The sequence below is a fragment of the Ensifer sp. Root142 genome (genome assembly GCF_001426785.1).
In the GTDB taxonomy this organism is placed as follows: Bacteria; Pseudomonadota; Alphaproteobacteria; order Rhizobiales; family Rhizobiaceae; genus Ensifer; species Ensifer canadensis.
Window position 1 is genome coordinate 81,355 of record NZ_LMFK01000010.1, and the last position, 21,529, is coordinate 102,883.

A 21,529-nucleotide genomic window follows, 5' to 3' on the forward strand; every position below is an offset into this window, starting at 1 on the left:
TCGGGCGGCATCCCCGCCCGACATGCCTTTGTTTCATTTTCCCTGAAATCGGAACGTGTGAACCGTGCTGAACTATGCACTCAGACGACTGATGATGTTGCCCATCGTTCTCTTCGCTCTGTCGTTGATGATCTTTGCGCTGCAGATGTCGCTTTCGCCGACGCAGAGACTGGCGGCCTATGCGCCGTCGCCTGATTATCTCAAGGGTGGTCAGGAAAGCATCCGCAGGATGATCGAACAGTACGGGCTCAACGACCCCTTCTACATCCAGTACGGCCGCTGGATCGGCGGCATCCTGACCGGCAATCTCGGCTGGTCGGAGACGGCCCGCCAGCCGGTTTCGACCGCGCTGATGTCACTGTTTCCGGCGACCCTGGAACTGGTGGTGCTGGCCTTCGTTCCATGCCTGCTGCTCGCGGTCTTCCTTGGCTCGCGCGCGGGCATCTATCTCAATCGTTGGCCGGATCACCTCATCCGCATCTTCACCATTCTCGGCTGGTCTTTCCCGGTCTACGTCTTCGGCCTCTTGATGCTGTTGATCTTCTACTCGGCGCTCGACTGGTTTCCGCCCGGCCGGCTCAGCCAATGGGCCCAGACGGTGGTCAGTTCCGGCGACTTCGTGCGTTATACCGGCGCCAACACTGTTGATGCGCTGCTGAACGGCAATTTGGCGATCTTCGGCGATGCGCTTCGCCACCTGGCAGCGCCGGTGATCACGCTGACCTATGTCAACGTTGCCAGCATGACCCGGGTGATGCGCACCTCGATGCTGGAGACGCTGCGCCAGGACTATGTGCGCACCGCCCGCGCCAAGGGTCTGCCGCGCCGTGTCGTCGAACTGCGTCATGCCCGGCGCAACGCACTTCTGCCGGTTGCGACCATCGCCGGCATGGAGCTCGCCGTGATGATGGGCGGTGTCGTCATCACCGAGACGATCTTCGACTATGCCGGCCTCGGCCAGTTCGCAGCCAAGACCGCCGCCAATCTGGATTTCCCGGCGGTTCTCGGTTTCGGCCTCTATTTCGCGGTCGTTCTGGTGCTGATGAACCTGATCGTCGACCTTATCTATCCGCTGCTCGATCCGAGGGTGAAGACGCAATGAAGGTTCTTCGTTACCTCGCAAGAAATCCGGTGTCCCTCTTTGGCGTCGTGGTGCTTCTGGCCTTCGTGCTGATCGCCGTCTTCGCGCCGGTTCTGGCGCCGCCGCAGAGCTTCCAGCTTTCACCCTACGACACGCCGCGTGCCGGCTTCCTGGCGACGCCGCAACCGCCTTCGCCGGAAGCCGTTTTCGGCACCACGCAAGGCCAGTACGACATCTTCTACGGTGTCGTCTGGGGGACGCGCACGGCGTTCAAGATCGGTCTCGGGGTCGTGGCGATCTCCGTGCTGATCGGCACGGTGGTCGGCGCGGTCGCCGCCTATTATGGCGGGCTTGCCGAAGAAATCCTGATGCGCATCGTCGACGTGTTCATGGCGGTGCCGTTCCTGATCGCGGCCATGGTGCTGACGGCGCTGCTTGGCAAGGGCATCGTGCCGATCACCATTGCCCTGACGACGTTCGGGTGGATGAGCTATGCCCGTATCGTGCGAAGCGAGATCCTGAGGATCCGCGAGATGGACTATATCCATGCGGCACGCAGCTACGGCGCCAGCGATCTCAGGCTGATCGTGCTGCATATCCTGCCCAACGCCATGTTCCCGGTGCTGGTGCTGGCGACGATGGCGACTGGTTCGATGGTGCTGTCCGCCTCGGCGCTCAGCTTCCTCGGCGTCGGCACCGAAGAAGGCTATGCCGACTGGGGACAGTTCATCGCCTACTCGCGCAACTGGATCGTCGGCCAGCCCGGCAACCCTTTCCAGTTCTGGTACACGCTGGCCTTCCCCGGCGCTGCCGTCTTCCTTTTCGTGCTGTCGTGGAACCTTGTCGGCGATGCGTTGCGCGACATGCTGGACCCTCGCCATTCCCATTGAGACCCATTCCTATCGAGACCCAAGGAGCGTACCGATGCCCTCTCTGTCTGCCGCCTCGATCGAGCTTTTCGAGGATCTGATCCGTTACGAGGTCGAGGACAAGGCGATCCCGTCGATCTCCTATGCCCTTGTCGACCGTGACGGCGTGCTCGCCGAAGGCCATGTCCAGCGTCATGACCGGCATTTCGACATGGGCAAGGACACCTGCTTCCGCATCGGCTCCATCACCAAGACCTTCACCTCACTGGCGATGATGCAATTGGTCGAGAAGGGGCTGGTGGATATCGATGTCGACGTGTCGACCTATCTGCCCGGCTTCAAGCCGATAAACCCGTTCGCCGGCGCCGAGGGCGGGCCCTACGGCTCGGTCATCAGCCTGCGCAAGCTGATGACCCATACGGCCGGCCTTGTACGCGAGCCGAAGAGCGGGCATTATCTCGATGCCACCCGTCCGCCGCTCGAAGACACGGTCAACGAGCTGGCAAGCTCGACCTTGAAGCAGGACCCGAGCCTCGGGGTGATGCATTACTCCAACGCCGGCATCGCCGTCGTCGGCCGGGTGATCGAGACGGTCAGCGGCCAGAGCTACTCCGATTATGTCGCCGCTAACATCCTAAAGCCGCTCGGCATGGACAGCTCCTCGTGCGGCATGGCACCCGGCATTCGTGAAAGGCTTGCACCAGCTGACATGTGGACGCTCGACGGCGACACGCCGGCGCCGGTGTTCAGCCTCGGCGGTTCGCCGGCCGGCAATATCTTCTCCACCACCGGTGACATGGCGCGTTACGCCCAGTGCCTTCTGCGCGGCGGCTTCGATGCTGAGGGCAACTCCATCATCTCGCCGGCGGCGCTGCGCGAAATGTGGACGCCGTTCGGCAAGCGCCCGGCCGGTCACGACAAGACGCTTGCCGGCTACGGTCTTTGCTTCGGGTCCGGTGATGTCGACGGCTGGACCTCTGTCGGCCATGGCGGCGCCGTCTATGGTTATGCTTCGCAAATGATGCTGCTGCCGGCCGCCGGCGTCGGTGTGCTGATCTTCGCGACGCTTGACTTCTCCAACCAGATCGCCTCGCGGCTGGGCGTCGACGGCGTGCGCATCGTCCTTGCCGAACGCAGGATGGGCAAGATGCCGGAGCGCGTGCAGCGCCCGCCTGCAATCTCCGAGGCGCAGTTCAAGACGCTGCCGGGCTATTACCGCGACGACGCCACGCAGGAGATCGTCGAGGTCAAGTCCAAGGACGGCAAGATCTACCTGATGGGCGAGGGCGTGCCACACCAGATTCGTCCGGTCGCCGGCAACGACTTCGTCATAGACGGCCGCATCTACGGGCGCGGCGCTGATTATGCCCATATGAACCTCTCCTTCCCGGAAGCCGGCAAGCTCCTCTGGAAGGATGCGAACTGGACGCGCATCGAGGCACCTCTCGACGAGACCGTGCCCGACGCGATCAAGCCGCATCTCGGCGAATACGGGCCGGATTTCAACATCACATACCTGACCTACAGCCATGGTGGGCTGAAGTGCCTGATCGAGTATTTCTGCACGCACACGTGCGAGCCGGTCGAGGAAGGGCGCTTCCGCATGCACGGCCGGCTCTACGAGGACGAGATCCTCGAACTCGACGCCGTCGATGACAACGGCAAGCGCGGCATCCGCGTCGGCCCGATGTTCCTGGAACGCCGCAGCCCGTCCCGGGCGGAAGCGGCGTGATCCGGACCATGGTTGCTCCGATCAAGATGGAATCGCCGCTCGGCGCCCGTATGTTCATCGGCGGGCGCGAGGTCGACTATTACTGCGGCACGTCCTACTTCTGCCTGCACGGCCACCCCGAAGTGATCGAGGCGGCCTGCGACGCCACCCGGCAGTACGGCATGGGGCCGGGAACGCTCGCCCACATGCAGGTCTATGCCGACCTGCAGGAGCGGCTGCGCGACTGGTTCGGCACCGAGGAGGTCGTCTACATGATCTCCGGCTACACCAGCCCGATGGTGCTGCTGCAGGGGCTACGCAACGATTTCGACGTCATCCTCATCGACTCGGCCACCCATTACAGCACCCGTGACGCGATCCCGACGCTCGGCAAGCCGATCCACGAGTTTCGCCATGCCGACCCGGAAGATCTCGCAGCGCAACTGTCGCTGCATGTGAAGGCAGGCGAGCGGCCGGCTGTTCTGACGGACGGCGTTTTCCCGTCGTCAGGCAAGCTTGCACCGCTTGCCGACTATCGCCATGTGATGGCTCCCTACGAGGGTGCGCTGCTCTGCATCGACGATTCCCACGGCGTCGGCGTTCTCGGCGAAACCGGGCGTGGCTCGCTGCAGCATGCCGGGCTCGAGGGCGAGGGCAATTTTCTGGCCGGCACTATGAGCAAGGCATTCGGCGCACTCGGCGGCGTCGTTCCGGGCGACGCAGCGCTTGCCGAAAAGATTGCCCGCAACGCAATGATCATGCGCGGCGCCTCGCCGGCGCCGCCCGGTCTTGCGGCGGCGGCGGCCGCATCGCTCCGGGTCCTGCAAACGACGCCGGAAAAGCGCGCGAACCTCACCCGCAACATCAAGCATGTGCGCAGCGGCCTGCGAGCGCTGGGCTTCGAGGTCGCCGACACGCCGGTGCCGATCGTCACCGTCAAGGGCGTGACCGATCTCGAGCAGCTTCGCGACCGTCTCGCCGAACGCGACATCATCGTCCGGGTCCAGCAGGCGGGCGGCTATTCCGACGCACCCGACGTGCCGACCCTGCGGCTCGCGGTGTTTTCCGAACATTCCCCAGCTCAGATCGATCGGCTGCTGCAGTCGATGGCCGAGCTTCTTTGAAACATGAGGGAGCGATCATGAAGGTTTTCATCAGCGCAGATATCGAGGGCACGGCGGGGATCACCGCCTGGGACGAGGCCAAGAAGGGGCATCCGGAATACGAGGAATTCCGCGAATACATGACCGACGAGCTGGTGGCGGCCTGCGAAGGGGCGAAGGCGGCCGGTGCCAAGGAGGTGGTAGTCAAGGATGCGCATTCGACCGCGCGCAATCTGATCCTGTCGAAGCTGCCGGCCTATGTCAGCATCGTCAGGGGTTGGAGCGGTCATCCAGATCTGATGATGTTCGGCATCGACAAGAGTTTTTCGGCAGCCCTCTACACTGGCTATCACAACAAGGCCGGCACCGACACCAATCCGCTCGCCCATACGCTGACCGGCACGGTGTCGCGGCTTTTGATCAATGGCGACGTGGCGTCAGAATTCACGCTGAACGCATTTTGCGCCGCACGCTACGGCGTTCCGTCGGCGTTTCTCTCCGGCGACGCCGGCATGTGCGCTGAGGCCAGGGCGATTGTTTCCGGCATCGGCACCGTTGCCACCAGCGAAGGTTTCGGCCCGGCGACCAGATCGCTGACGCCAAAGGCCTCGGTTGCCGCCATTCGCGAGGGCGTGGAGAAAGCGCTGTCGGGTGATCTCAAGGGCTGCCTGCCGAAGCTCGCCGACCGCTTCGAGCTTGTTGTCGAATACACGACCCCGATCGAGGCCTATCGCGGCAGCTGGTATCCCGGTGTTGAACATGTCGCCGCCCGCACGCTGCGCTTCGAGGCCAAGGACTTCTTCGAAATCCAGCGCGCCATCCGCTTTATCGTGTGAGCGAGGCGATTTGCAGTGGGCCAGACGTTGCGTCGCGGCTCGCCGAGCCTCCGCCGGCAAGGGCGTCGGGACCTCGTTCACGATTATCGTCGGCTGCCAGCCAACTGAAGCACTCGCGGGCTCGTCAGCTCGTCAATGTCGTGGGCAAGATCGTCGCGCGTCGGTGATAGGTCAATGCTGCCCGCAGGCACAGCGCCAGCGGTCCTTTCGGCAAATCCCCTGTGGTGGGGATGAGGAGGGCGCGATTGCCCTCGAAGGTGAAATCATCGGCAAAGTGAATGCGGAAGGTTTCGACGAGCGTCGTCCTGCAGTTGAAGAATACGGCACATCGTTCCGGCGCCGATTCGGCGACGCCGAGACGGATGGTCGTTCCGTTTTTGCTTGCCTGCGTAAGATAGGCCGGCTCTCCCCATTTCAGCGTTTCCGTCAGCGGCCCCACGCCTTCGGTCTCGGCTGCAACCATATAGATGAGGTCGCGAACCTGCAGAAGGCGCGCTCGTATCGCTGCGGCGTGTTGCGCAAGCACCTCGGCGACGGCGGATGGAACGGGTGGGGTCGTCATGGCGTGCTTTTCAGCGGCAGATGAATGTCGGTTCGCAATTCGCTCTGGGGCACCAGGCGCGGATCGTTGAGATAGTCTTCGAAGACCGGCGCATCGTCGGGCTCATGCCCGGATCCGGGCAGCCACACGCCGAGGAACCAGCGATAGGCACCGCGCATTGCCGCATAGGGACCGGTGTAACTCAGTCTAGCGTAGGGGCCCCCACGCAGGACCGTTTCGGTCAACGGCAGGTCGAAGGTGATTGGACCGGCAATCGGCATGCTGGCGCGAGAGCGCAAGTCCTGCTCAGACCCGAGGTCGGGGTCGTCGAAGAATACCCCGATCATCTCCGGTCGGTCCGGCAATGCCCCACGGGCCGCGAGTTCGGTAAAGAGCCGCGCCATCGCACGGTCGATTTCCATGTAGGAGCCCCGGTGGGCGATCGACGCACACCGTCGCTCGGGCAGGGTGACGACGCTCACCGGGAATCCGTTCGTGTCGCCTGCGGCATTGGCCGCCCTGAAGGCGTCGTGCGGACCATTTTCCCGATAGGCGGCGGGCGTCATGCTAAAAGCATCCTTGAAAGCCCGCCCAAATGTGTCGACCGAGGCATACCCAGCGCGATCGGCGACGATCCTGACCTCAAGATCGGAATTGGCCAGCCGGTCGGCAGCGCGCTGCAGCCGGAGTCTGCGAATGGTCGACGCTATGGTCTCGCCGCGCATGGCCGAGTAGATCCGGCTCCAGTGATAGGAGGAGAGGCAGGCGACGTCGGCCAGTTCGTCGAAGGAAATGTCCTCTTCCAGATGAGCATAGACATGGTCGATGACCCTGTTCATCCGTGCGTTGTAGCTCGCCTGTGTCAGTGCCTTGCGCATCGCTGTCCTCACGGCTCTCCAAACAACGAGAAGATTTGCACGAAGTGGACCGGCAAATCTTGCGGATTTGAAGATCTTGCCGACGCAACCGCCACTATTTGTCGCCCAAATGCGTCCCGCCAGCTTCGCGGCCCGTCCACGACATCCATTGCCGCCGTGACGATGATCGTCAGTAGCTGAGCTTCGGATACCAGTCCGTGCCGCGGCCCTCCGGCGTCAGATCCAGGATCGACCAGAGCGAGGCGATGTCCGGCGCCTCTCTCGGATCTTGGCCGGGGTCGGCCATCTCCGTCGTCATCTCGCTTGCCCAGAAGAGCCTGACGGCGTTGCCTTTACGTTTGAAGACGCCAAGCGCCGGATTTTCGCTTCCGTCCGCATTGATGAGGCCGAGATCCCGAGCATAGTCGTCGCCGACCGTCTGGACGAAATCGAGGTCTCGCCAGCCACGCTCCTGGGCAAACGCCAGCTGGCGCTCGACGGAGCTGCGGCCGAAGATCTTCAGCGCCACCCGCTGCTTGATATCGGCGGCGTTGCCGTTCACCGCGCCGAGCCAGTTCGTGCACATCGGGCAGGGGCGCGCGCGCTGCGGCCCGTACATCCAGAAATAGGCGACGAGCGTCTGTTTGTCGCCGAAGAGGTCGAGCAGGCCGATGTCGTTGCCGTTGGCATCCTTGAAGCGATAATTCTTTTCAATCACCGGCCCATCCGGCAGCAACCGCCGCTGCTCGACCAGCCGCGTCATCTGCCGCCGGAACTCGATTTCTTCGCGCAGCAAAGCCTGCCGCGCCTTTCTGTACTCAGCCGTTTCGCCGGGAAAGGGCGATTTGCCCTTGGCTGCGAGATCCGGCGCCGGAACGAGTTGATCGAAGCTCATGTCCTTGCCCTCGTTTTATCGATCCCAACTAACGGCTTCGAGCCGTCCAGGTTCCCGAACGAGTGAAGGAATGCTCGGCCGGGCGCTGCAACGCCCGGACCAGCTGCGATAAACGCGGCAGTCAGATGTTTGCACGTCAGTTGCCGTGCATCGACTTACTGGCCGAGCTGTTTGGCTGCCTTTTCGATGACATCAGCAACCATCTCCGGCTGAGAGGCAAAGACGGCATGGCTCGCCTTGATCTCCGTCACCTCGCTGTTTGCCCGCTTGGCCATGTCGCGCTCGAGATCGGGATTGATCGCGCGATCCTGCGTCGCCACGATCGACCAGCTCTTCTTGGTTCGCCAGGCCGGATCGCCGACCTTGGACGAAAACGCCGCCTTGGCGGCAAAGACCTGAGATTTTGCAAGGAATGCCGCTTCGTCCTTCGGAAGGTCAGCAGCGAAATCGGCGGCGAAGGCGCTCGGGTCGAGATAGAGGTATTTTCCGTCCTTGGTCTCCCTGATGTTCATGCCGCCCGCCGGTTTGGAGCTGGCAAGGGCGAGCAGACTTTCGCCCTTGTCGGGCTGGAAGGCGGCGACATAGACGAGGCCTGCGACGTCGGCACGGTTGCCGGCTTCGGTGATGACGATGCCGCCATAGCTGTGCCCGACGAGCAAGGTCGGACCATCCTGCAGATCGAGCACGCGGTCGGTGGCGGCAACGTCATCCGCCAGCGACGTGATGGGCTGTTGAACGATCGTCACGCCATAGCCCCGCTTCTCGAGAATTTCCGTTGCCTGGCGCCAGCCGGAGCCATCGGCCAGTGCGCCGTGAACGATGACGATATTCTTGACCTCGGCTGCCTGGGCCGCAAAGGCAATCGCGCTGGTGAAGAGGGCGAGCGCGAGGGTGGAAAGATGACGGTTCATGGATTTCACTCCTTGTCGGGTTGATGGCGATTGGCAGGTTTGAACATGTCTCGAGGTCTCAGCCGAAGGTGAAGGCGTAGGCCTGAACGCCTGGGTCAAAGAACCGGATGCTGAAGTTGCGCGCCGAGACGTCGCCTGCCTGGCGCACCAGCTGATAAAGCCTTGTTGCCGTGACCGTGCCGTTTCCATTGGCGTCGATATCGGCGCCGTGGTCCTTGCCCGGCGCCTTGCCGTCGATGGTCACCTGAAAGCGGACCGGCTTTCCGGCCGCTCCCGGCCCAAGAACGAGATGCAGGTCGCGGGCGCTGAAACGCGAGGCGATGCCGCCTCCCGGCTCGTCGAGCGTTGCCTGTTCCGGGCCGACGGTCCAGGTGCCGGTGAGGCCCCATTCGTTGAGACCCGGTTCGGCGACCGTGTATTTGCGCGCCGCATCGGCGCTCAGGCTCTCGTTGGAGGCGAAGTTCGAAGCGCGCTGGTATCCGAGATAGGTTTCGCTCGAGCGGATATTGTTGAGGTCGGCGCCGAGTTCAGCGCCCTTGGTCTCGGGCACTACCGGCCTGCTCGCCGCCATGTCGCTACCGGCTTCTCTGAGCAGGTCCTGGATGGCCTTCTCCGTCTGCGGGTAATTGCCCTCGCCGAAATGATGGTAGCGGATCTGCCCCTTGGCATCGATCAGGTAATGGGCCGGCCAGTAGCTGTTCTCGAAGGCGCGCCAGATGCGGTAGTCGTTGTCGATGGCGACGGGATAGCCGATGTTGAAATCGCTGACCGCCTTGCGGACATTGTCGATCTTCTTCTCGAAGGCGAATTCAGGCGCATGCACGCCGATGACGACGAGGCCTTGATCCCGGTATTTTTCCGCCCACGCGCGGACATAGGGGACGGTGCGAATGCAGTTGATACAGGAATAGGTCCAGAAATCGACGAGCACCACCTTCCCCCGCAAGGCTTCCGCGGTGAGCGGCGGCGAGTTCAGCCACTCCACCGCTCCATCAAGCGATGGTGCAGCGCCTTCGACGGGCAGGTCGCTTTGAAAGGGGCGGGTCGTATCGGCCGATGCGACGTCCACGCCCTTGTCGGCAGCCGCGGAGAATGGTCCGCCAGCGGCTTTGGTATCGAGCTTTTCGAGCACGGTCTGTTCCAGGGATGCCGTGCTGGCGTAGGAAAGCTGGGCCAGCAAGCCGGTATCGAGGCCGAGCGCGATTGCCGCAACGCCGGCGAGCACCGCGGCACCCAGGACCTGGCGAATGCGCTCGCTGATCCCCAGCGACCGCTTCATGGCGGCGAAAACCTTTCCGCCGACAAACATGGCTGTGGCAAGCGAGGTGGCCGCACCGGCAGCATAGGCAAGCAGCAGGAATGTCGTCGCAAGATTGGCACCCTGCAGTGCCGCGCCGGTCAGGACCAGACCAAGGATGGGCCCGGCGCAAGGGGCCCAGAGCAGGCCGGTCGCGATGCCGAGAACAAACGAACCGGCCACATCGGGCGTCGCGCGCCCATGGCCGGTGGCCCTCATCAGGCGGTTGCCGAAATCGACGACGGGCTGTGAAAGCGCGCTGGCGATCCGCGGTGACAGCAGGCTTGCGCCAAACGCCGCAAGCAAGGCAATCGCGGCAATGCGGCCATATTCGTTGGCATGGATGGCCCAGCTGCCGCCGATGGCTGCCAGGGTGGCGACAAGCGCAAAGGTGATGGCCATGCCGGCAAGCATCGGCAGCGTGCTTCGGAGGAAGGACTGTTCGGCGCGTGCGAAAACGAAAGGCAGGATAGGCAGGATGCACGGACTGAAGATCGTCAGCGCGCCTCCGAGATAGGCTATGATGAGAAGCGTCATCATCGTTTCCTTTGAACCGATTGATCGGGCTCTGGACGGCGATGTGCCTTGACCAGCAACGGATACGCATCTGGTCTTTGCGACGTATCCCGCATGTGTCCGCTCAGGTATGAAAATGTACCGGGATGTAGGCGTAGCCCGGCCTGCTACAGAGCGATACAAATCGGCTGCCGATGATCAGCCATCAGACACGCGCCGGCGGATCGAGTTGGCTGGTCGCAAGGCGTCTTTGTATCAGACTGTATCCGGGCGGGTCGGCGCTACATTGGTATTCAAGATCGGGCGGGCGCGACACACGCAGGATACAAGCGGCCCGTCTTTCTCCCATTGTGCTTGGGTTCAAAAAGGAGAGGCCGATGTCTGACGAAATCAACCATGAACGCCGCAAGTTTTTCGGGGTGGCTGCCATGACCATTGCTGCGGTCGAGCTTGGCATGGCGGGTGCCGCGATGGCGCAGTCGGGGCAAGCGTCCGCCGCACGGCTGCCTGACATCAAGCCCGGCACACACACCTCCTTTGCCGCACTCAAGCAGATCCGGGCCGGCGTGCTCGAAGTCGGCTACGCGGAGGCAGGTCCCGCCGATGGGCCGGCTGTTCTGCTGCTGCACGGCTGGCCCTATGACATTCATACCTATGTCGACGTCGCGCCCTTGCTTGCTCAAGCCGGCTACCGCGTGATCGTGCCTTACCTGCGCGGTTACGGAACGACGCACTTCCTTTCGCCGGATACGCCGCGCAACGGCCAGCAATCGGCGATCGCTGCGGATATGATCGCCTTGATGGATGCGCTGGGCATCGAAAAGGCGGTGCTTGGCGGTTGCGACTGGGGCGCACGCACGGTCAATATCATGGCAGCACTTTGGCCGGAGCGCTGCAAGGCGATGGTCTCTGTGAGCGGCTATCTCATCGGAAGCCAGGAAATCAACAGGAAGCCATTGTCGCCCAGCGCCGAGCTTGCCTGGTGGTACCAGTTCTATTTCGCCACCGAGCGCGGGCGGCTGGGCTATGAGGAGAATCGGCGCGCCTTTGCCAAGCTGATCTGGCAGACCGCCTCGCCCACCTGGAAATTCGATGATGCGACCTTCGAGCGTTCGGCTGAAGCCTTCGACAATCCCGACCATGTCGCCGTCGTCGTCGACAATTATCGCTGGCGATTGAGCCTGGCGGAAGGCGAACGCAAATACGACGCTTACGAAAAGCGGCTTGCCGCGGGACCGAAGATCTCGGTTCCCACCATCACGCTGGAAGGTGATGCCAACGGCGCGCCGCATCCGCAGCCTGCCGCCTATGCCGGCAAATTTTCGGGAAAGTACGAACATCGCACCGTCAGCGGCGGCATCGGGCATAACCTGCCGCAGGAAGCGCCGCAGGCGTTCGCACAGGCGGTTATGGACGTGGATCGTTTTTAGACCGACGATAGTCGGCAACAGGGCGCGCGACCTTGTGGATGCCTGCCTCGCGCAAGCCGCCTTGGGTCTAAAGGCATCAGGCGCTGTGGCCGAGTGCATAGGGGAGTGGGAAGTCGGATATGGAACACGTCGATCACATCCTGATCGTCGACGACGATCGCGAAATTCGCGAGCTGGTGTCGAGCTATCTAAGGAAGAACGGGCTGCGCACGGCCGTTGCCGCGGATGGCCGCCAGATGCGCGCCTTTCTGGAAGCCAACACCGTCGATCTGATCGTGCTCGATGTGATGATGCCCGGCGACGACGGACTGGTCCTCTGCCGGGAGCTGCGCGCCGGCAAGCACAAGGCGACGCCGATCCTGATGCTGACGGCTCGCAGCGATGAGATGGACAGGATCATCGGCCTGGAAATGGGAGCGGACGACTATCTGCCCAAGCCATTTGCTGCGCGCGAGCTCTTGGCACGCATCAAGGCGGTGCTGCGCCGAACCCGAATGCTGCCTCCGAACCTGCAGATCACTGAGGCGGGTCAATTGCTGACCTTCGGCGACTGGCAGCTCGACACGGTCGGCCGCCGCCTTCTCGACAGGCAGGGCACGGAGATCGCCTTGAGTGGTGCCGAATACCGGCTGCTGCGTGTCTTCATCGATCATCCGCAGCGCGTGCTCAACCGTGATCAGCTTCTCAATCTGACCCAGGGGCGCGACGCCGAGCTGTTCGATCGCTCGATCGATCTTCTCGTCAGCCGTCTGCGCCAGCGGCTCGGTGACGATGCGCGTGAGCCGACCTACATCAAGACGCTGCGCAGCGAAGGTTACGTCTTTTCCGTTCCGGTCGAGATCTCGGAGCCCAGGCAATGAGCTTGGGCGTCACATCGGCTGCAAGTTGGTATTGGCCGAGCACCTTACGCGCTCGGCTTTTTCTCGTTCTCCTCCTGGGTCTCGCGATCGCCTATGGCCTTTCTTTCAGCGTCCTGTTTCTCGAACGCTACATGTCGGCGAAGGCAGTCATGCTCGGCACGCTCGAAACCGATGTTGCCACATCGATTGCCATTCTCGATCGGCTGCCGGCGAGCGAGCGAGCGGCTTGGCTCGGTCGTCTCAGCCGCGGCAGCTATCGTTTCGTGCTGGGGCCCGGCCTTCCCGGCGTGCCGGATCTCACCACCCGTGGTGCGGAGATCGCTACCAAGATCGAGGAGGCGGCCGGGCATCGCTTTCCGCTGCACGTGGAGGCGATCCCAGGTGACGACAAGAGATTGCAGGCCCACCTGACGCTCAGCGACGGCGCGCCCCTGACGATAGACGTGACGCCACGGGGCGTCATGCCGATCGCCGAATGGCTGCCTTACGTGCTGGCGACCCAGATGGCGCTTCTGCTCCTTTGCGTCTGGTTTGCCGTGCATCAGGTCATCCGCCCTTTGAGCGACCTTGCCGCTGCCGCCGATGCGCTGGACCCGAACAGGAAGGCCGCGCCGTTGAGCGAGACCGGCCCACGCGAAGTCGCGCATGCCGCCCGGGCCTTCAATGCCATGCGCGACAGGATCGCCCACTATCTCGAAGAGCGCGTGCAGATCCTTGCCGCCATTTCCCACGATCTCCAGACGCCGATCACGCGCATGCGGCTTCGCGCCGACATGGCGGATGAAACGCCTGAAAGGGACAAGTTGGTGCAGGATCTCCGCGAGATCGAACGACTGGTTCAGGACGGTATTGCTTACGCCCGAAGTGCGCACGGCAATGTCGAGAAGACTTCCCGCATCGACCTCGCATCCTTTATCGACAGCCTGGCCTATGATTATCAGGACACCGGAAAGTCCGTGGCCGTCGTCAGTGCCGTTGACGGGACAATACCCGTCAAGCCGCTTGCGTTGCGCCGGATCCTCTCCAACTTCATCGACAACGCGCTGAAATTTGCCGGCGCTGCCGAGATCAGTGTCGAGCGACGGGAAAATGGCGAGGTCGCCATCACGGTGTTGGATCGGGGGCCGGGCATTCCGGACGACATGCTCGAGGCTGCCATGCAGCCGTTCTTCAGGCTCGAGCAATCCCGCAATCGGGAGACGGGCGGCACCGGGCTCGGACTTGCGATCGCCCAGCAACTGGCAGGGGCCATTGGCGGCTCGGTGCGGCTCTACAATCGCGCCGGCGGCGGTTTGGCGGCGGAGGTCGTCATCCGCTGATATCGCGGTCAAAGTTCGCCGAAGCGGTTTGTAGCTCTACAGCGCCGCGCGTCTTATCAGACGCGCAAAGGTCGCTGTAGCACTTTGAATTACTGCATGTTTTATCCTCAAATCGAATAGGATTTAAGGAGCCATGCAGTAGGTGTCCGGAGCGACCACCGCTACGCTTTGGTACATTTCCGGCTGTTTCGGAAACATGCCGGATACCTCCGCCGGTCAAATTTCTCTCCGTCAACGCAGTCGCCAGGGGCGACACAATAACGGAGTGTTCCATGACACAGGTCGACAAGGTTCTCTACACCGGCAGGACGCATACCAGCGGCGGTCGCGACGGCGCCGCACGCAGTGATGATGGGCGGCTGGATGTCAAGCTCTCGCCACCGGGAAGCGCCCATGCCGGGACCAATCCCGAGCAACTCTTTGCGGCCGCATGGTCGGCCTGTTTCATCGGCGCCATCGGTAAAGCGGCGGGAAAGCGCGACGTCAAGCTTCCTGGAGATCTCTCCGTGGCTGCCGAGGTTGATCTCGGATCGACCAACGGCGCCTATCTGCTCCAGGCGCGGCTGAAGGTGAACATGCCCGGCATCGAGCGGGAACTGGCGACAGCCCTAGTTGAAGAGGCGCATCAGACCTGCCCCTATTCGAAGGCGACCCGCGGCAACATCAACGTCGAGTTGACGGTCGCCTAAAACGATGAAAGCTCGCCGCGTCGCGGCGAGCTTTCATGGAAATGGAATGGGCGATGCTTGCGCATCGCCATCGGAGGATCCAATGAAGCTGATGATCATCATCGCACTTGGAGCGGCGGTTTTTGCAGCACCGTGTATCTATGATGTGAGCTCGCAAGAACCTTCGCCCTTGATAGGCCTGTTTGCTGCGGCTTCCACGATTGAGGGTGCCACCGTCAATTTCGCGCCGAGCAGGCACTGACCTCTCGAAGGTGACCCCAACCGGCCCCGCTCGTGCGAGCGGGGCCGGTTGGGGTGGCGATCCCCTTGTTGTCAGTCGATGACTTCTTCCTGGCGCTCGGGCAGAAGCCAGTTGAGGAAGACCGCGCAGATGCCGCCGGTTGCCACGCCCGATTCCAGTACGTCCGCGAGCGCCCGGGGCATATGCGTGACGAACTCGGGAACCTGAGAGACGCCGAGCCCGAGGGCAAGCGAGATGGCGATGATCAGAAGCGTGCGGCGGTCCAGATGAACGCCGGCGAGGATGTTGATGCCGGAGGCGGCAACCGCGCCGTACATGACGATGACGGCACCGCCGAGGACCGGTTCCGGCACGGCCTGGATGACGCCGGCAACCGTCGGGAACAGCCCGAGCAGGACCAGCGCGGCGGCGATGTAGATGCCGACGTGACGGCTGGCGACGCCGGTCAATTGAATGATGCCGTTGTTCTGCGCAAACACCGAGCTTGGGAAGGTGTTGAAGATGCCCGCCAGCAGCGAGTTCACGCCGTTGACGAGAACGCCGCCCTTGATCCTCTCCATCCAAAGCGGACCTTCGATCGGCTGGCGCGAGATCTTGCTGGTGGCGGTGATGTCGCCGATCGCCTCAAGCGACGTGACGAGATAGATGACCACCATCGGCGCAAACAGCGACCACGAGAAGTCGACGCCGAAATGAAACGGCACCGGCGCCTGGAACCAGGCTGCCTGATGCACGCCGGCAAAGTCGAGGCGACCCATCCATGCCGCCAGCAGATAACCGGCGGCGAGCGCCAGCATGATGGCGCTACTGCGGACCCAGACGACCGGAATGCGGTTGAGCGCAATGGTAAGCCCAAGCACGACGCCTGACAGCAGCAGGTTTTCGCCGTTGGCAAAGGTGCCCTGCGACATTGCGGCAAAACCTCCGCCCATGCTGATCAGGCCGACCTTGATCAAGGTAAGGCCGATCATCAGGACGACGATGCCGGTGACGAGAGGGGTAATCAGGCGCTTGACGAAGGGCAGCACGCGCGAAATGCCCATTTCGATGAAGGAGCCGGCGATGACGACGCCGAATATGCACGCCATCACGGTTTCGACCGGCGTCCCCTGCTTCACCATCAACACACCACCGGCAATCAACGGGCCGACGAAGTTGAAGCTTGTTCCCTGAACGATCAGCAGGCCCGCGCCGAGCGGGCCGAAACGGCGACATTGAACGAAGGTTGCGATCCCCGAGATGACCAAGGACATCGACACGATCATGTTCGTGTCGCGAAGAGAGACACCGAGTGCCTGGCAGATCAGCAGGCCTGGCGTGACGATCGGCACGATGATTGCCAGCAAATGCTGCAGCGCTGCAAGAAAGGCGATCGGCGGCGAGGGGCGATCGTCGAGGCCGAGCACGAGTTCGGTCGGCCGCGTCGGCGCGGCGGTGGGATTGTGTATGTTCATGTGCGTCGACCCATGGTCAGGGTCCCGAGCAGGTTCGGCGTGCGCGATTTCGAAGTCCGTCGGTCGGCTGAAAGTTTCGACATTGTTCCTCCCTTGTCGATCGCCGAATGTCTCGAAACATTCGGTGCGGCGCCCGCCGTCCTCCAACGTTGGGTGCGCGGCGAAAGCTAGCTGAATTCGACGTTTCTCATTCACAAGAAATACGTGAAGCTGTTTCGCTGGTGCTCAGCGCAATCATGCGGCGTGCCGCCGGCCCGCCCTGCAAGACCCAAGTCTGATGCAAGATCTTGCCGTCGACAGATCGCGCCCATTGACCTCAACTATGCTTGAGTTTCTATAAGGCACTCCGTACAGCGCTATGGAGAAGCATGATGACCGACCAATTGCTCTTTCGAAATGTCATGAAGATCAAAGCCGGGCATCTGCAGCCCTTCCGTGAAGCGGTGCGGGCAGCGGTCGACTTCGTGGAAGAGAACGCTCCGCAATTGATGGTCCGCACGTTCATCGACGAGACAGAAATGCGGGCGGTCAGCTACCAGCTCTACCGAAATTCCGCCGATGTCCTGCGCCACTGGCAGATGTCGGATGCGCATATTCAGAGCGTGTCTGCGCATTGCACCGTCGAAAAATTCGAAGTCTACGGCGATCCGAGCGAGGAGGTGGCGAGAGGCGTGTCCCAGTTCATGGGTGACGGACGTGGCATGATCATGCCACCGCTGAAAGGCTTCTCGCGCTTCTAGGCGCACGCGTATCCGGCCATGCGGCGTGTGCGCCAGATGCCGCCCTTTGACTCCACTCGCGAATGTCGCCTGTCCGTCTGTCTGGAGCCCCGTATCGGGTCGGCTGCGGCTGAGCTTCTCTCTTCCTAAAACCGATCGTCCGTGCTGACGCTGCGCTGCCTCGGGGCTCTCTCTTTGGCTTTTGGCCTCGCCGTTCGAAATCAACAGGCTAAAAAACAAATTCTGATTTACGTACCTCAGAAAATGGGTTAGCAGTACTTCCGGAGGAGTTCTTATGACATTGTTTCGTTGCGTTCGTGCCCGAGCACGGGGCGTGGCGGCCGACCCTATGGGGCGTGGCTTGACGATTGCGGTCGCCACATGACGGCTGCGGCATCCCAGAGTGCGCCACCCGTCCTCGAGGCGAGGGGCATTTCCAAGACGTTTGGCATCGTCGAGGTGCTGCGCGACATCGATGTGTCCGTGCGGCCCGGCGAAGTCCACGCCATCATCGGCGAAAACGGTGCCGGCAAATCCACGCTGATGAAGATCCTGGCCGGCAATCATTTGCCGACACGCGGCGAGCTGGCGATCGATGGAAGGCCGGTGAGCTTTTCCGGCCCCGTCGATGCCGAGCAAGCCGGCATCGTCCTTGTCCACCAGGAAATCCTGCTCGCGCCGGATCTGACGGTGGCGCAGAACATCTATCTCGGTCGCGAACTGCGCAAGGGTCTTTCCGTCGACGACCGGGCCATGAACGATGGTGCGGCCAGAGCGATCCGTGATCTCGGTGCCGATATCGACCCGAGGGCCATCGTACGCCGTCTGTCGATCGCTCAGCGCCAGCTGGTCCAGATCGCGCGGGTGCTGCTGGTGCCGCACCGGGTGGTGATCTTCGACGAGCCGACGGCATCCCTGACGCCGCATGAAACGGACGCACTGCTCAAGGTCATCAAGGATATCCGCGCCAAGGGCGTCGGCGTTCTCTACATTTCGCACCGTCTGCCGGAGGTGAAGGAGATCGCCGACCGGGTGACGGTGCTGCGCGACGGCCGGGTCGTGGCCGCCCACGATGCCGCCGAGTTGCAGCCGGCCGACATGGCGCGGCTGATGGTCGGGCGGGATGTCGCAAAACTCTATCCCGAACGCCACGGTGGGCCCGCGCGCGACGTCGTGCTCGAGATCGAAGATTTTTCGGTACCGGGCTTTGCGCGCAACGCCACCTTTCAATTGCGCAAGGGCGAGATCCTCGGCTTTGCCGGGCTTGTCGGCGCCGGCCGCACCGAGTTGATGGAAGGCATCGCCGGGCTTCGTCCGGGCCATGGCCGGATCAGGCATCACGGCCATGCGGTGAATTTCTCCAGCGTTGAGGCGAGCCTCAAGGCCGGATTGGTCTATCTAAGCGAGGACCGAAAGGGCAAGGGCCTGTTGCTGACCAAGGATCTGAGGGTCAACCTGACGCTCGCGTCGCTGTCCCGCTTCGTCAAAACCCTGCAGATCGACCGCAAGAAGGAAGCCGACGCGCTCGACGGGGCGATCCGCGAGTTCGACATCCGAACCGGCCGCAAGGATATCCTTGCCGGGCAGCTGTCCGGCGGCAACCAGCAGAAGCTGCTGCTTGCCAAAATGATGATGCTCGATCCGGAGATCGTCATCATCGACGAGCCGACGCGCGGCATCGACATCGGCAACAAGGAGCAGATCTACAAATTCATCGCCAAGCTCGCAGAGGAGGGGCGGTCGATCATCGTCGTCTCCTCGGAAATGCCGGAGCTGATCGGCATCTCCGATCGCATCCTGGTCATGCGGGAGGGCCATATCGTCGGCGAAGTTACGGGAGAGAAGATGAACGAAAACGAGATCGTCGTTCTTGCGACAGGCGCCAATACTGGGGAGGCCGCGTAAGCGCGGGAGACGATCATGACGAATGTTGCAACCGAAACGCAGAAGGCGCCGCGAACCTCGCGAGACTGGGACATGGCGGCGATCGCCCCCTTTGTCGCGCTGGCACTGCTGCTCATCCTTGGCTATTTCGCCAACCCGAATTTCATCTCCGTCGCCAACCTGTTGAACGTCATCACCCGCAGCGCCTTCATCGCCATCATCGCGCTGGGTGCGACCTACGTGATCTCCTCCGGCGGGCTCGATCTGTCCGTCGGTTCGATGGTCGCCTTCGTCGCCAGCCTGATGATCCTGTTCATCAACAGCGGCGTCATTGCCGACCCCGTGCTGATGCTGATCTGCGCCGCGATCCTGGCGCTGGTGCTGGGGGCTGCCTGCGGGCTCGTCAACGGGCTCATCACCACCCTCGGCCGGATCGAACCCTTCATCGCCACGCTCGGCACCATGGGCATCTATCGCGGGTTGACCACCTGGCTGTCGCAAGGTGGCGCGATCACCCTACAGGACCGCGAACTGCAGCAGATCTACCGGCCAGTTTATTTCGGATCGGTCGCCGGTGTTCCCGTGCCAATCATCATCATCTTCGTGACGGCCGCGATTGCTGCCTTCGTGCTCTATCGCACGCGTTATGGCCGTCACGTCATTGCGGTCGGCTCCAACGAGGACGTGGCCCGTTACTCCGGCATCTCGGTCAATAAGGTTCGCACCATCGCCTATGTGATCCAGGGCCTCTGCGTCGCCGTCGCCGTGCTGCTCTATGTGCCACGCCTCGGCTCCACATCGGCTACGACGGGCATTCTCTGGGAGCTACAGGCGATCACCGCTGTAGTCGTCGGCGGAACGGCTCTGAGGGGCGGCGTCGGACGTGTCTGGGGCACGGTCTGCGGTGCCTTCATCCTGGAGATCGTCGGCAACATCATGCTGCTTTCGAACTTCGTCAGCGAATACCTGATCGGCGCCATCCAGGGCGCGATCATCATCATCGCCATGCTGGTGCAGCGCTCGCTGATGCGCCGCACGTGAGATTGGCCGGGCCGTTGGGGCGAGCCCGGTTTCATTGCAATCGAGCCCCGTGGAACTCTTGGGAGGGAGACTATGCGTAAACAAATTATCGGCCTGGCCGTCGCCGCCGTGGCGGCATTTGCAGGCGCTGCACCGGGCGCCTTTGCACAGGACAAGAAAGTGACGATCGGCGTCTCGATCCCGGCGGCCGACCATGGCTGGACGGCCGGCGTCGTCTTCCACGCCGAACGCGTTGCCAAGCTGTTGATGCAGGAGCATCCGGGCCTGAACGTCATCGTCAAGACATCGCCCGATGCAGCCACCCAGGCAAACGCCGTGCAGGACCTGGCGGTCCAGGGGCTTGATGCGCTGGTCATCCTGCCGTCGGATCCCGATCCGCTCGTCAACGCCATCCAGCAGGTCAAGGATTCCGGCGCCTTCGTCGCGCTCGTCGACCGCGCGCCGTCGGTCAACGACAGCTCGATCCGCGATCTCTATGTCGCCGGCAACAACCCGGCGCTCGGCCAGGTCGCCGGCGAATACATCAAGAAGACGACGCCGGATGCCGAAGTCGTCGTCATCCGCGGTCTGCCGATCCCGATCGACCAGCAGCGCCAGGACGGTTTCGACAAGGGCATCGCCGGTTCCAACGTCAAGGTTCTCGACCGCCAGTATGGCAACTGGAACCGCGACGACGCCTTCCGCGTCATGCAGGATTACCTGACGAAGTATCCGAAGATCGACGTGGTCTGGTGTCAGGATGACGACATGGCCGTGGGCGTTCTCGAAGCCATCGGCCAGGCCAAGCGCACCGATATCCAGTACATCGTTGCCGGTGCCGGCTCGAAGGACATGATCAAGAAGGTCATGGACGGCGACAAGATGGTTCCGGTCGACGTGCTCTATCCGCCGGCGATGGTCGCAACCGCAATGCAGCTGACCGCTGCCAAGTTCTACGACCAGGTCCCGGTCAGCGGCGAATACATCCTCGACGCCACGCTGGTGACCAAGGACAATGCCGAGCAGTTCTACTTCCCGGATTCTCCGTTCTGATAAGCCAGGCGCGCCCATCGGTCGGGCGCGCCTTTTCCTTTCGCACTCATTTTTCAGGTCACAATCGCGCTTGGCCAACCCTGTGTCCGGCGCCTCTTCAGCGTGACATCGATCCGGTCACGGCAGCTTAGACGAGGAAAAATCATGAAAACGATTAAGGGCCCCGGTCTGTTTCTTGCGCAGTTTGCCGGGGATGCGGCGCCGTTCAACTCGTTTGCGGCGATCACCAAGTGGGCTGCCGAT

Annotated in this window: 20 protein-coding genes; 14 read left to right on the forward strand and 6 right to left on the reverse strand. The window is 62.5% G+C overall.

Annotation, left to right across the window (positions count from 1 at the left end; translation table 11 throughout):
* Nucleotides 1-64: 64 nt before the first annotated feature.
* From ASD52_RS11490 to ASD52_RS11510, 5 genes are read left to right on the forward strand one after another with little or no spacing between them, the layout of a single operon-like run.
* Nucleotides 65-1,102: an ABC transporter permease gene (locus ASD52_RS11490; RefSeq protein ID WP_025429488.1), complete on the forward strand. Its 1,038-nt coding sequence runs from the start codon at nucleotides 65-67 to the stop codon at nucleotides 1,100-1,102.
* A complete protein-coding gene (locus ASD52_RS11495; protein WP_025429487.1) occupies nucleotides 1,099-1,971 on the forward strand; it encodes an ABC transporter permease in 873 nt (290 codons plus the stop codon). The genes ASD52_RS11490 and ASD52_RS11495 overlap by 4 nt, the downstream gene beginning before the upstream one ends.
* A 34-nt stretch (nucleotides 1,972-2,005) precedes the next feature.
* Nucleotides 2,006-3,682: a serine hydrolase domain-containing protein gene (locus ASD52_RS11500; RefSeq protein WP_057224407.1), complete on the forward strand. Its 1,677-nt coding sequence runs from the start codon at nucleotides 2,006-2,008 to the stop codon at nucleotides 3,680-3,682.
* Complete coding sequence (locus tag ASD52_RS11505) at nucleotides 3,679-4,785, forward strand: pyridoxal phosphate-dependent aminotransferase family protein (RefSeq protein WP_244497458.1); 1,107 nt, start codon at nucleotides 3,679-3,681, stop codon at nucleotides 4,783-4,785. The genes ASD52_RS11500 and ASD52_RS11505 overlap by 4 nt, the downstream gene beginning before the upstream one ends.
* 17 nt (nucleotides 4,786-4,802) lie before the next feature.
* Nucleotides 4,803-5,600, forward strand: coding sequence for a M55 family metallopeptidase (locus ASD52_RS11510; RefSeq protein ID WP_057224409.1), 798 nt, complete (start codon nucleotides 4,803-4,805; stop codon nucleotides 5,598-5,600).
* A 124-nt stretch (nucleotides 5,601-5,724) separates the two neighbouring features.
* Here the strand turns inward: ASD52_RS11510 and ASD52_RS11515 are convergent, their stop codons facing one another.
* From ASD52_RS11515 to ASD52_RS11535, 5 genes are all read right to left on the reverse strand, one after another.
* Nucleotides 5,725-6,162: a DUF1801 domain-containing protein gene (locus ASD52_RS11515; protein WP_057224411.1), complete on the reverse strand. Its 438-nt coding sequence runs from the start codon at nucleotides 6,160-6,162 to the stop codon at nucleotides 5,725-5,727.
* Nucleotides 6,159-7,019 carry an AraC family transcriptional regulator gene (locus ASD52_RS11520; RefSeq protein ID WP_057224413.1) on the reverse strand — a complete coding sequence of 287 codons (861 nt, stop codon included), beginning with the start codon at nucleotides 7,017-7,019 and terminating at the stop codon, nucleotides 6,159-6,161. Before ASD52_RS11520 ends, ASD52_RS11515 begins: the two co-directional genes overlap by 4 nt.
* Before the next feature lie 169 nt (nucleotides 7,020-7,188).
* Nucleotides 7,189-7,893 (reverse strand): DUF899 family protein, encoded by a 705-nt coding sequence (locus tag ASD52_RS11525; RefSeq protein ID WP_057224415.1) that lies wholly within the window; start codon nucleotides 7,891-7,893, stop codon nucleotides 7,189-7,191.
* Between the two features lie 155 nt (nucleotides 7,894-8,048).
* Entirely contained in the window at nucleotides 8,049-8,804 is a 756-nt protein-coding gene (locus tag ASD52_RS11530; RefSeq protein WP_057224417.1) for an alpha/beta hydrolase, read from the reverse strand.
* Between the two features lie 58 nt (nucleotides 8,805-8,862).
* On the reverse strand, nucleotides 8,863-10,638 hold the full coding sequence (locus ASD52_RS11535) for a cytochrome c biogenesis protein DipZ (RefSeq protein WP_057224419.1): 1,776 nt from the start codon (nucleotides 10,636-10,638) through the stop codon (nucleotides 8,863-8,865).
* A 356-nt stretch (nucleotides 10,639-10,994) separates the two neighbouring features.
* Between ASD52_RS11535 and ASD52_RS11540 the strand changes: the two genes are divergently transcribed.
* The 5 genes from ASD52_RS11540 to ASD52_RS39295 all read left to right on the forward strand — a co-directional run bounded on the left by ASD52_RS11540 (nucleotide 10,995) and on the right by ASD52_RS39295 (nucleotide 15,156).
* Entirely contained in the window at nucleotides 10,995-12,047 is a 1,053-nt protein-coding gene (locus tag ASD52_RS11540) for an alpha/beta hydrolase (protein WP_057207590.1), read from the forward strand.
* 119 nt (nucleotides 12,048-12,166) lie between these two features.
* Complete coding sequence (locus ASD52_RS11545) at nucleotides 12,167-12,907, forward strand: response regulator (RefSeq protein ID WP_057207589.1); 741 nt, start codon at nucleotides 12,167-12,169, stop codon at nucleotides 12,905-12,907.
* Nucleotides 12,904-14,226, forward strand: a complete 1,323-nt coding sequence (locus tag ASD52_RS11550; RefSeq protein ID WP_057224421.1) for a HAMP domain-containing sensor histidine kinase — start codon at nucleotides 12,904-12,906, stop codon at nucleotides 14,224-14,226. Before ASD52_RS11545 ends, ASD52_RS11550 begins: the two co-directional genes overlap by 4 nt.
* 272 nt (nucleotides 14,227-14,498) lie before the next feature.
* Nucleotides 14,499-14,915, forward strand: coding sequence for an organic hydroperoxide resistance protein (locus tag ASD52_RS11555; RefSeq protein WP_057224423.1), 417 nt, complete (start codon nucleotides 14,499-14,501; stop codon nucleotides 14,913-14,915).
* 82 nt (nucleotides 14,916-14,997) lie between these two features.
* On the forward strand, nucleotides 14,998-15,156 hold the full coding sequence (locus ASD52_RS39295) for a hypothetical protein (RefSeq protein ID WP_164474920.1): 159 nt from the start codon (nucleotides 14,998-15,000) through the stop codon (nucleotides 15,154-15,156).
* 71 nt (nucleotides 15,157-15,227) lie between these two features.
* Here ASD52_RS39295 and ASD52_RS11560 read toward each other — a convergent pair whose 3' ends face one another.
* Complete coding sequence (locus ASD52_RS11560) at nucleotides 15,228-16,610, reverse strand: nucleobase:cation symporter-2 family protein (protein ID WP_057224424.1); 1,383 nt, start codon at nucleotides 16,608-16,610, stop codon at nucleotides 15,228-15,230.
* A gap of 371 nt (nucleotides 16,611-16,981) precedes the next feature.
* Here ASD52_RS11560 and ASD52_RS11565 point away from each other — a divergent pair, with 371 nt between their 5' ends.
* The 4 genes from ASD52_RS11565 to ASD52_RS11580 all read left to right on the forward strand — a co-directional run bounded on the left by ASD52_RS11565 (nucleotide 16,982) and on the right by ASD52_RS11580 (nucleotide 21,286).
* Nucleotides 16,982-17,350, forward strand: a complete 369-nt coding sequence (locus ASD52_RS11565; protein WP_057224427.1) for a hypothetical protein — start codon at nucleotides 16,982-16,984, stop codon at nucleotides 17,348-17,350.
* A gap of 360 nt (nucleotides 17,351-17,710) precedes the next feature.
* A complete protein-coding gene (locus ASD52_RS11570) occupies nucleotides 17,711-19,234 on the forward strand; it encodes a sugar ABC transporter ATP-binding protein (RefSeq protein ID WP_057224429.1) in 1,524 nt (507 codons plus the stop codon).
* Nucleotides 19,235-19,249: 15 nt separating this feature from the next.
* Nucleotides 19,250-20,254 carry an ABC transporter permease gene (locus tag ASD52_RS11575; protein WP_025429471.1) on the forward strand — a complete coding sequence of 335 codons (1,005 nt, stop codon included), beginning with the start codon at nucleotides 19,250-19,252 and terminating at the stop codon, nucleotides 20,252-20,254.
* A 72-nt stretch (nucleotides 20,255-20,326) separates the two neighbouring features.
* A complete protein-coding gene (locus tag ASD52_RS11580) occupies nucleotides 20,327-21,286 on the forward strand; it encodes a substrate-binding domain-containing protein (protein ID WP_057224431.1) in 960 nt (319 codons plus the stop codon).
* The last annotated feature ends 243 nt before the right edge of the window (nucleotides 21,287-21,529 follow it).

Coding starts and splice junctions, on each gene's coding strand:
- ASD52_RS11495 (WP_025429487.1), top strand. CDS start 1,099: ATGAAGGTTCTTCGTTACCTCGCAAGAAATCCGGTGTCCCTCTTTGGC.
- ASD52_RS11500 (WP_057224407.1), top strand. CDS start 2,006: ATGCCCTCTCTGTCTGCCGCCTCGATCGAGCTTTTCGAGGATCTGATC.
- ASD52_RS11510 (WP_057224409.1), top strand. CDS start 4,803: ATGAAGGTTTTCATCAGCGCAGATATCGAGGGCACGGCGGGGATCACC.
- ASD52_RS11515 (WP_057224411.1), bottom strand. CDS start 6,162: ATGACGACCCCACCCGTTCCATCCGCCGTCGCCGAGGTGCTTGCGCAA.
- ASD52_RS11520 (WP_057224413.1), bottom strand. CDS start 7,019: ATGCGCAAGGCACTGACACAGGCGAGCTACAACGCACGGATGAACAGG.
- ASD52_RS11525 (WP_057224415.1), bottom strand. CDS start 7,893: ATGAGCTTCGATCAACTCGTTCCGGCGCCGGATCTCGCAGCCAAGGGC.
- ASD52_RS11530 (WP_057224417.1), bottom strand. CDS start 8,804: ATGAACCGTCATCTTTCCACCCTCGCGCTCGCCCTCTTCACCAGCGCG.
- ASD52_RS11535 (WP_057224419.1), bottom strand. CDS start 10,638: ATGACGCTTCTCATCATAGCCTATCTCGGAGGCGCGCTGACGATCTTC.
- ASD52_RS11540 (WP_057207590.1), top strand. CDS start 10,995: ATGTCTGACGAAATCAACCATGAACGCCGCAAGTTTTTCGGGGTGGCT.
- ASD52_RS11545 (WP_057207589.1), top strand. CDS start 12,167: ATGGAACACGTCGATCACATCCTGATCGTCGACGACGATCGCGAAATT.
- ASD52_RS11550 (WP_057224421.1), top strand. CDS start 12,904: ATGAGCTTGGGCGTCACATCGGCTGCAAGTTGGTATTGGCCGAGCACC.
- ASD52_RS11555 (WP_057224423.1), top strand. CDS start 14,499: ATGACACAGGTCGACAAGGTTCTCTACACCGGCAGGACGCATACCAGC.
- ASD52_RS39295 (WP_164474920.1), top strand. CDS start 14,998: ATGAAGCTGATGATCATCATCGCACTTGGAGCGGCGGTTTTTGCAGCA.
- ASD52_RS11560 (WP_057224424.1), bottom strand. CDS start 16,610: ATGAACATACACAATCCCACCGCCGCGCCGACGCGGCCGACCGAACTC.
- ASD52_RS11565 (WP_057224427.1), top strand. CDS start 16,982: ATGACCGACCAATTGCTCTTTCGAAATGTCATGAAGATCAAAGCCGGG.
- ASD52_RS11570 (WP_057224429.1), top strand. CDS start 17,711: ATGACGGCTGCGGCATCCCAGAGTGCGCCACCCGTCCTCGAGGCGAGG.
- ASD52_RS11575 (WP_025429471.1), top strand. CDS start 19,250: ATGACGAATGTTGCAACCGAAACGCAGAAGGCGCCGCGAACCTCGCGA.
- ASD52_RS11580 (WP_057224431.1), top strand. CDS start 20,327: ATGCGTAAACAAATTATCGGCCTGGCCGTCGCCGCCGTGGCGGCATTT.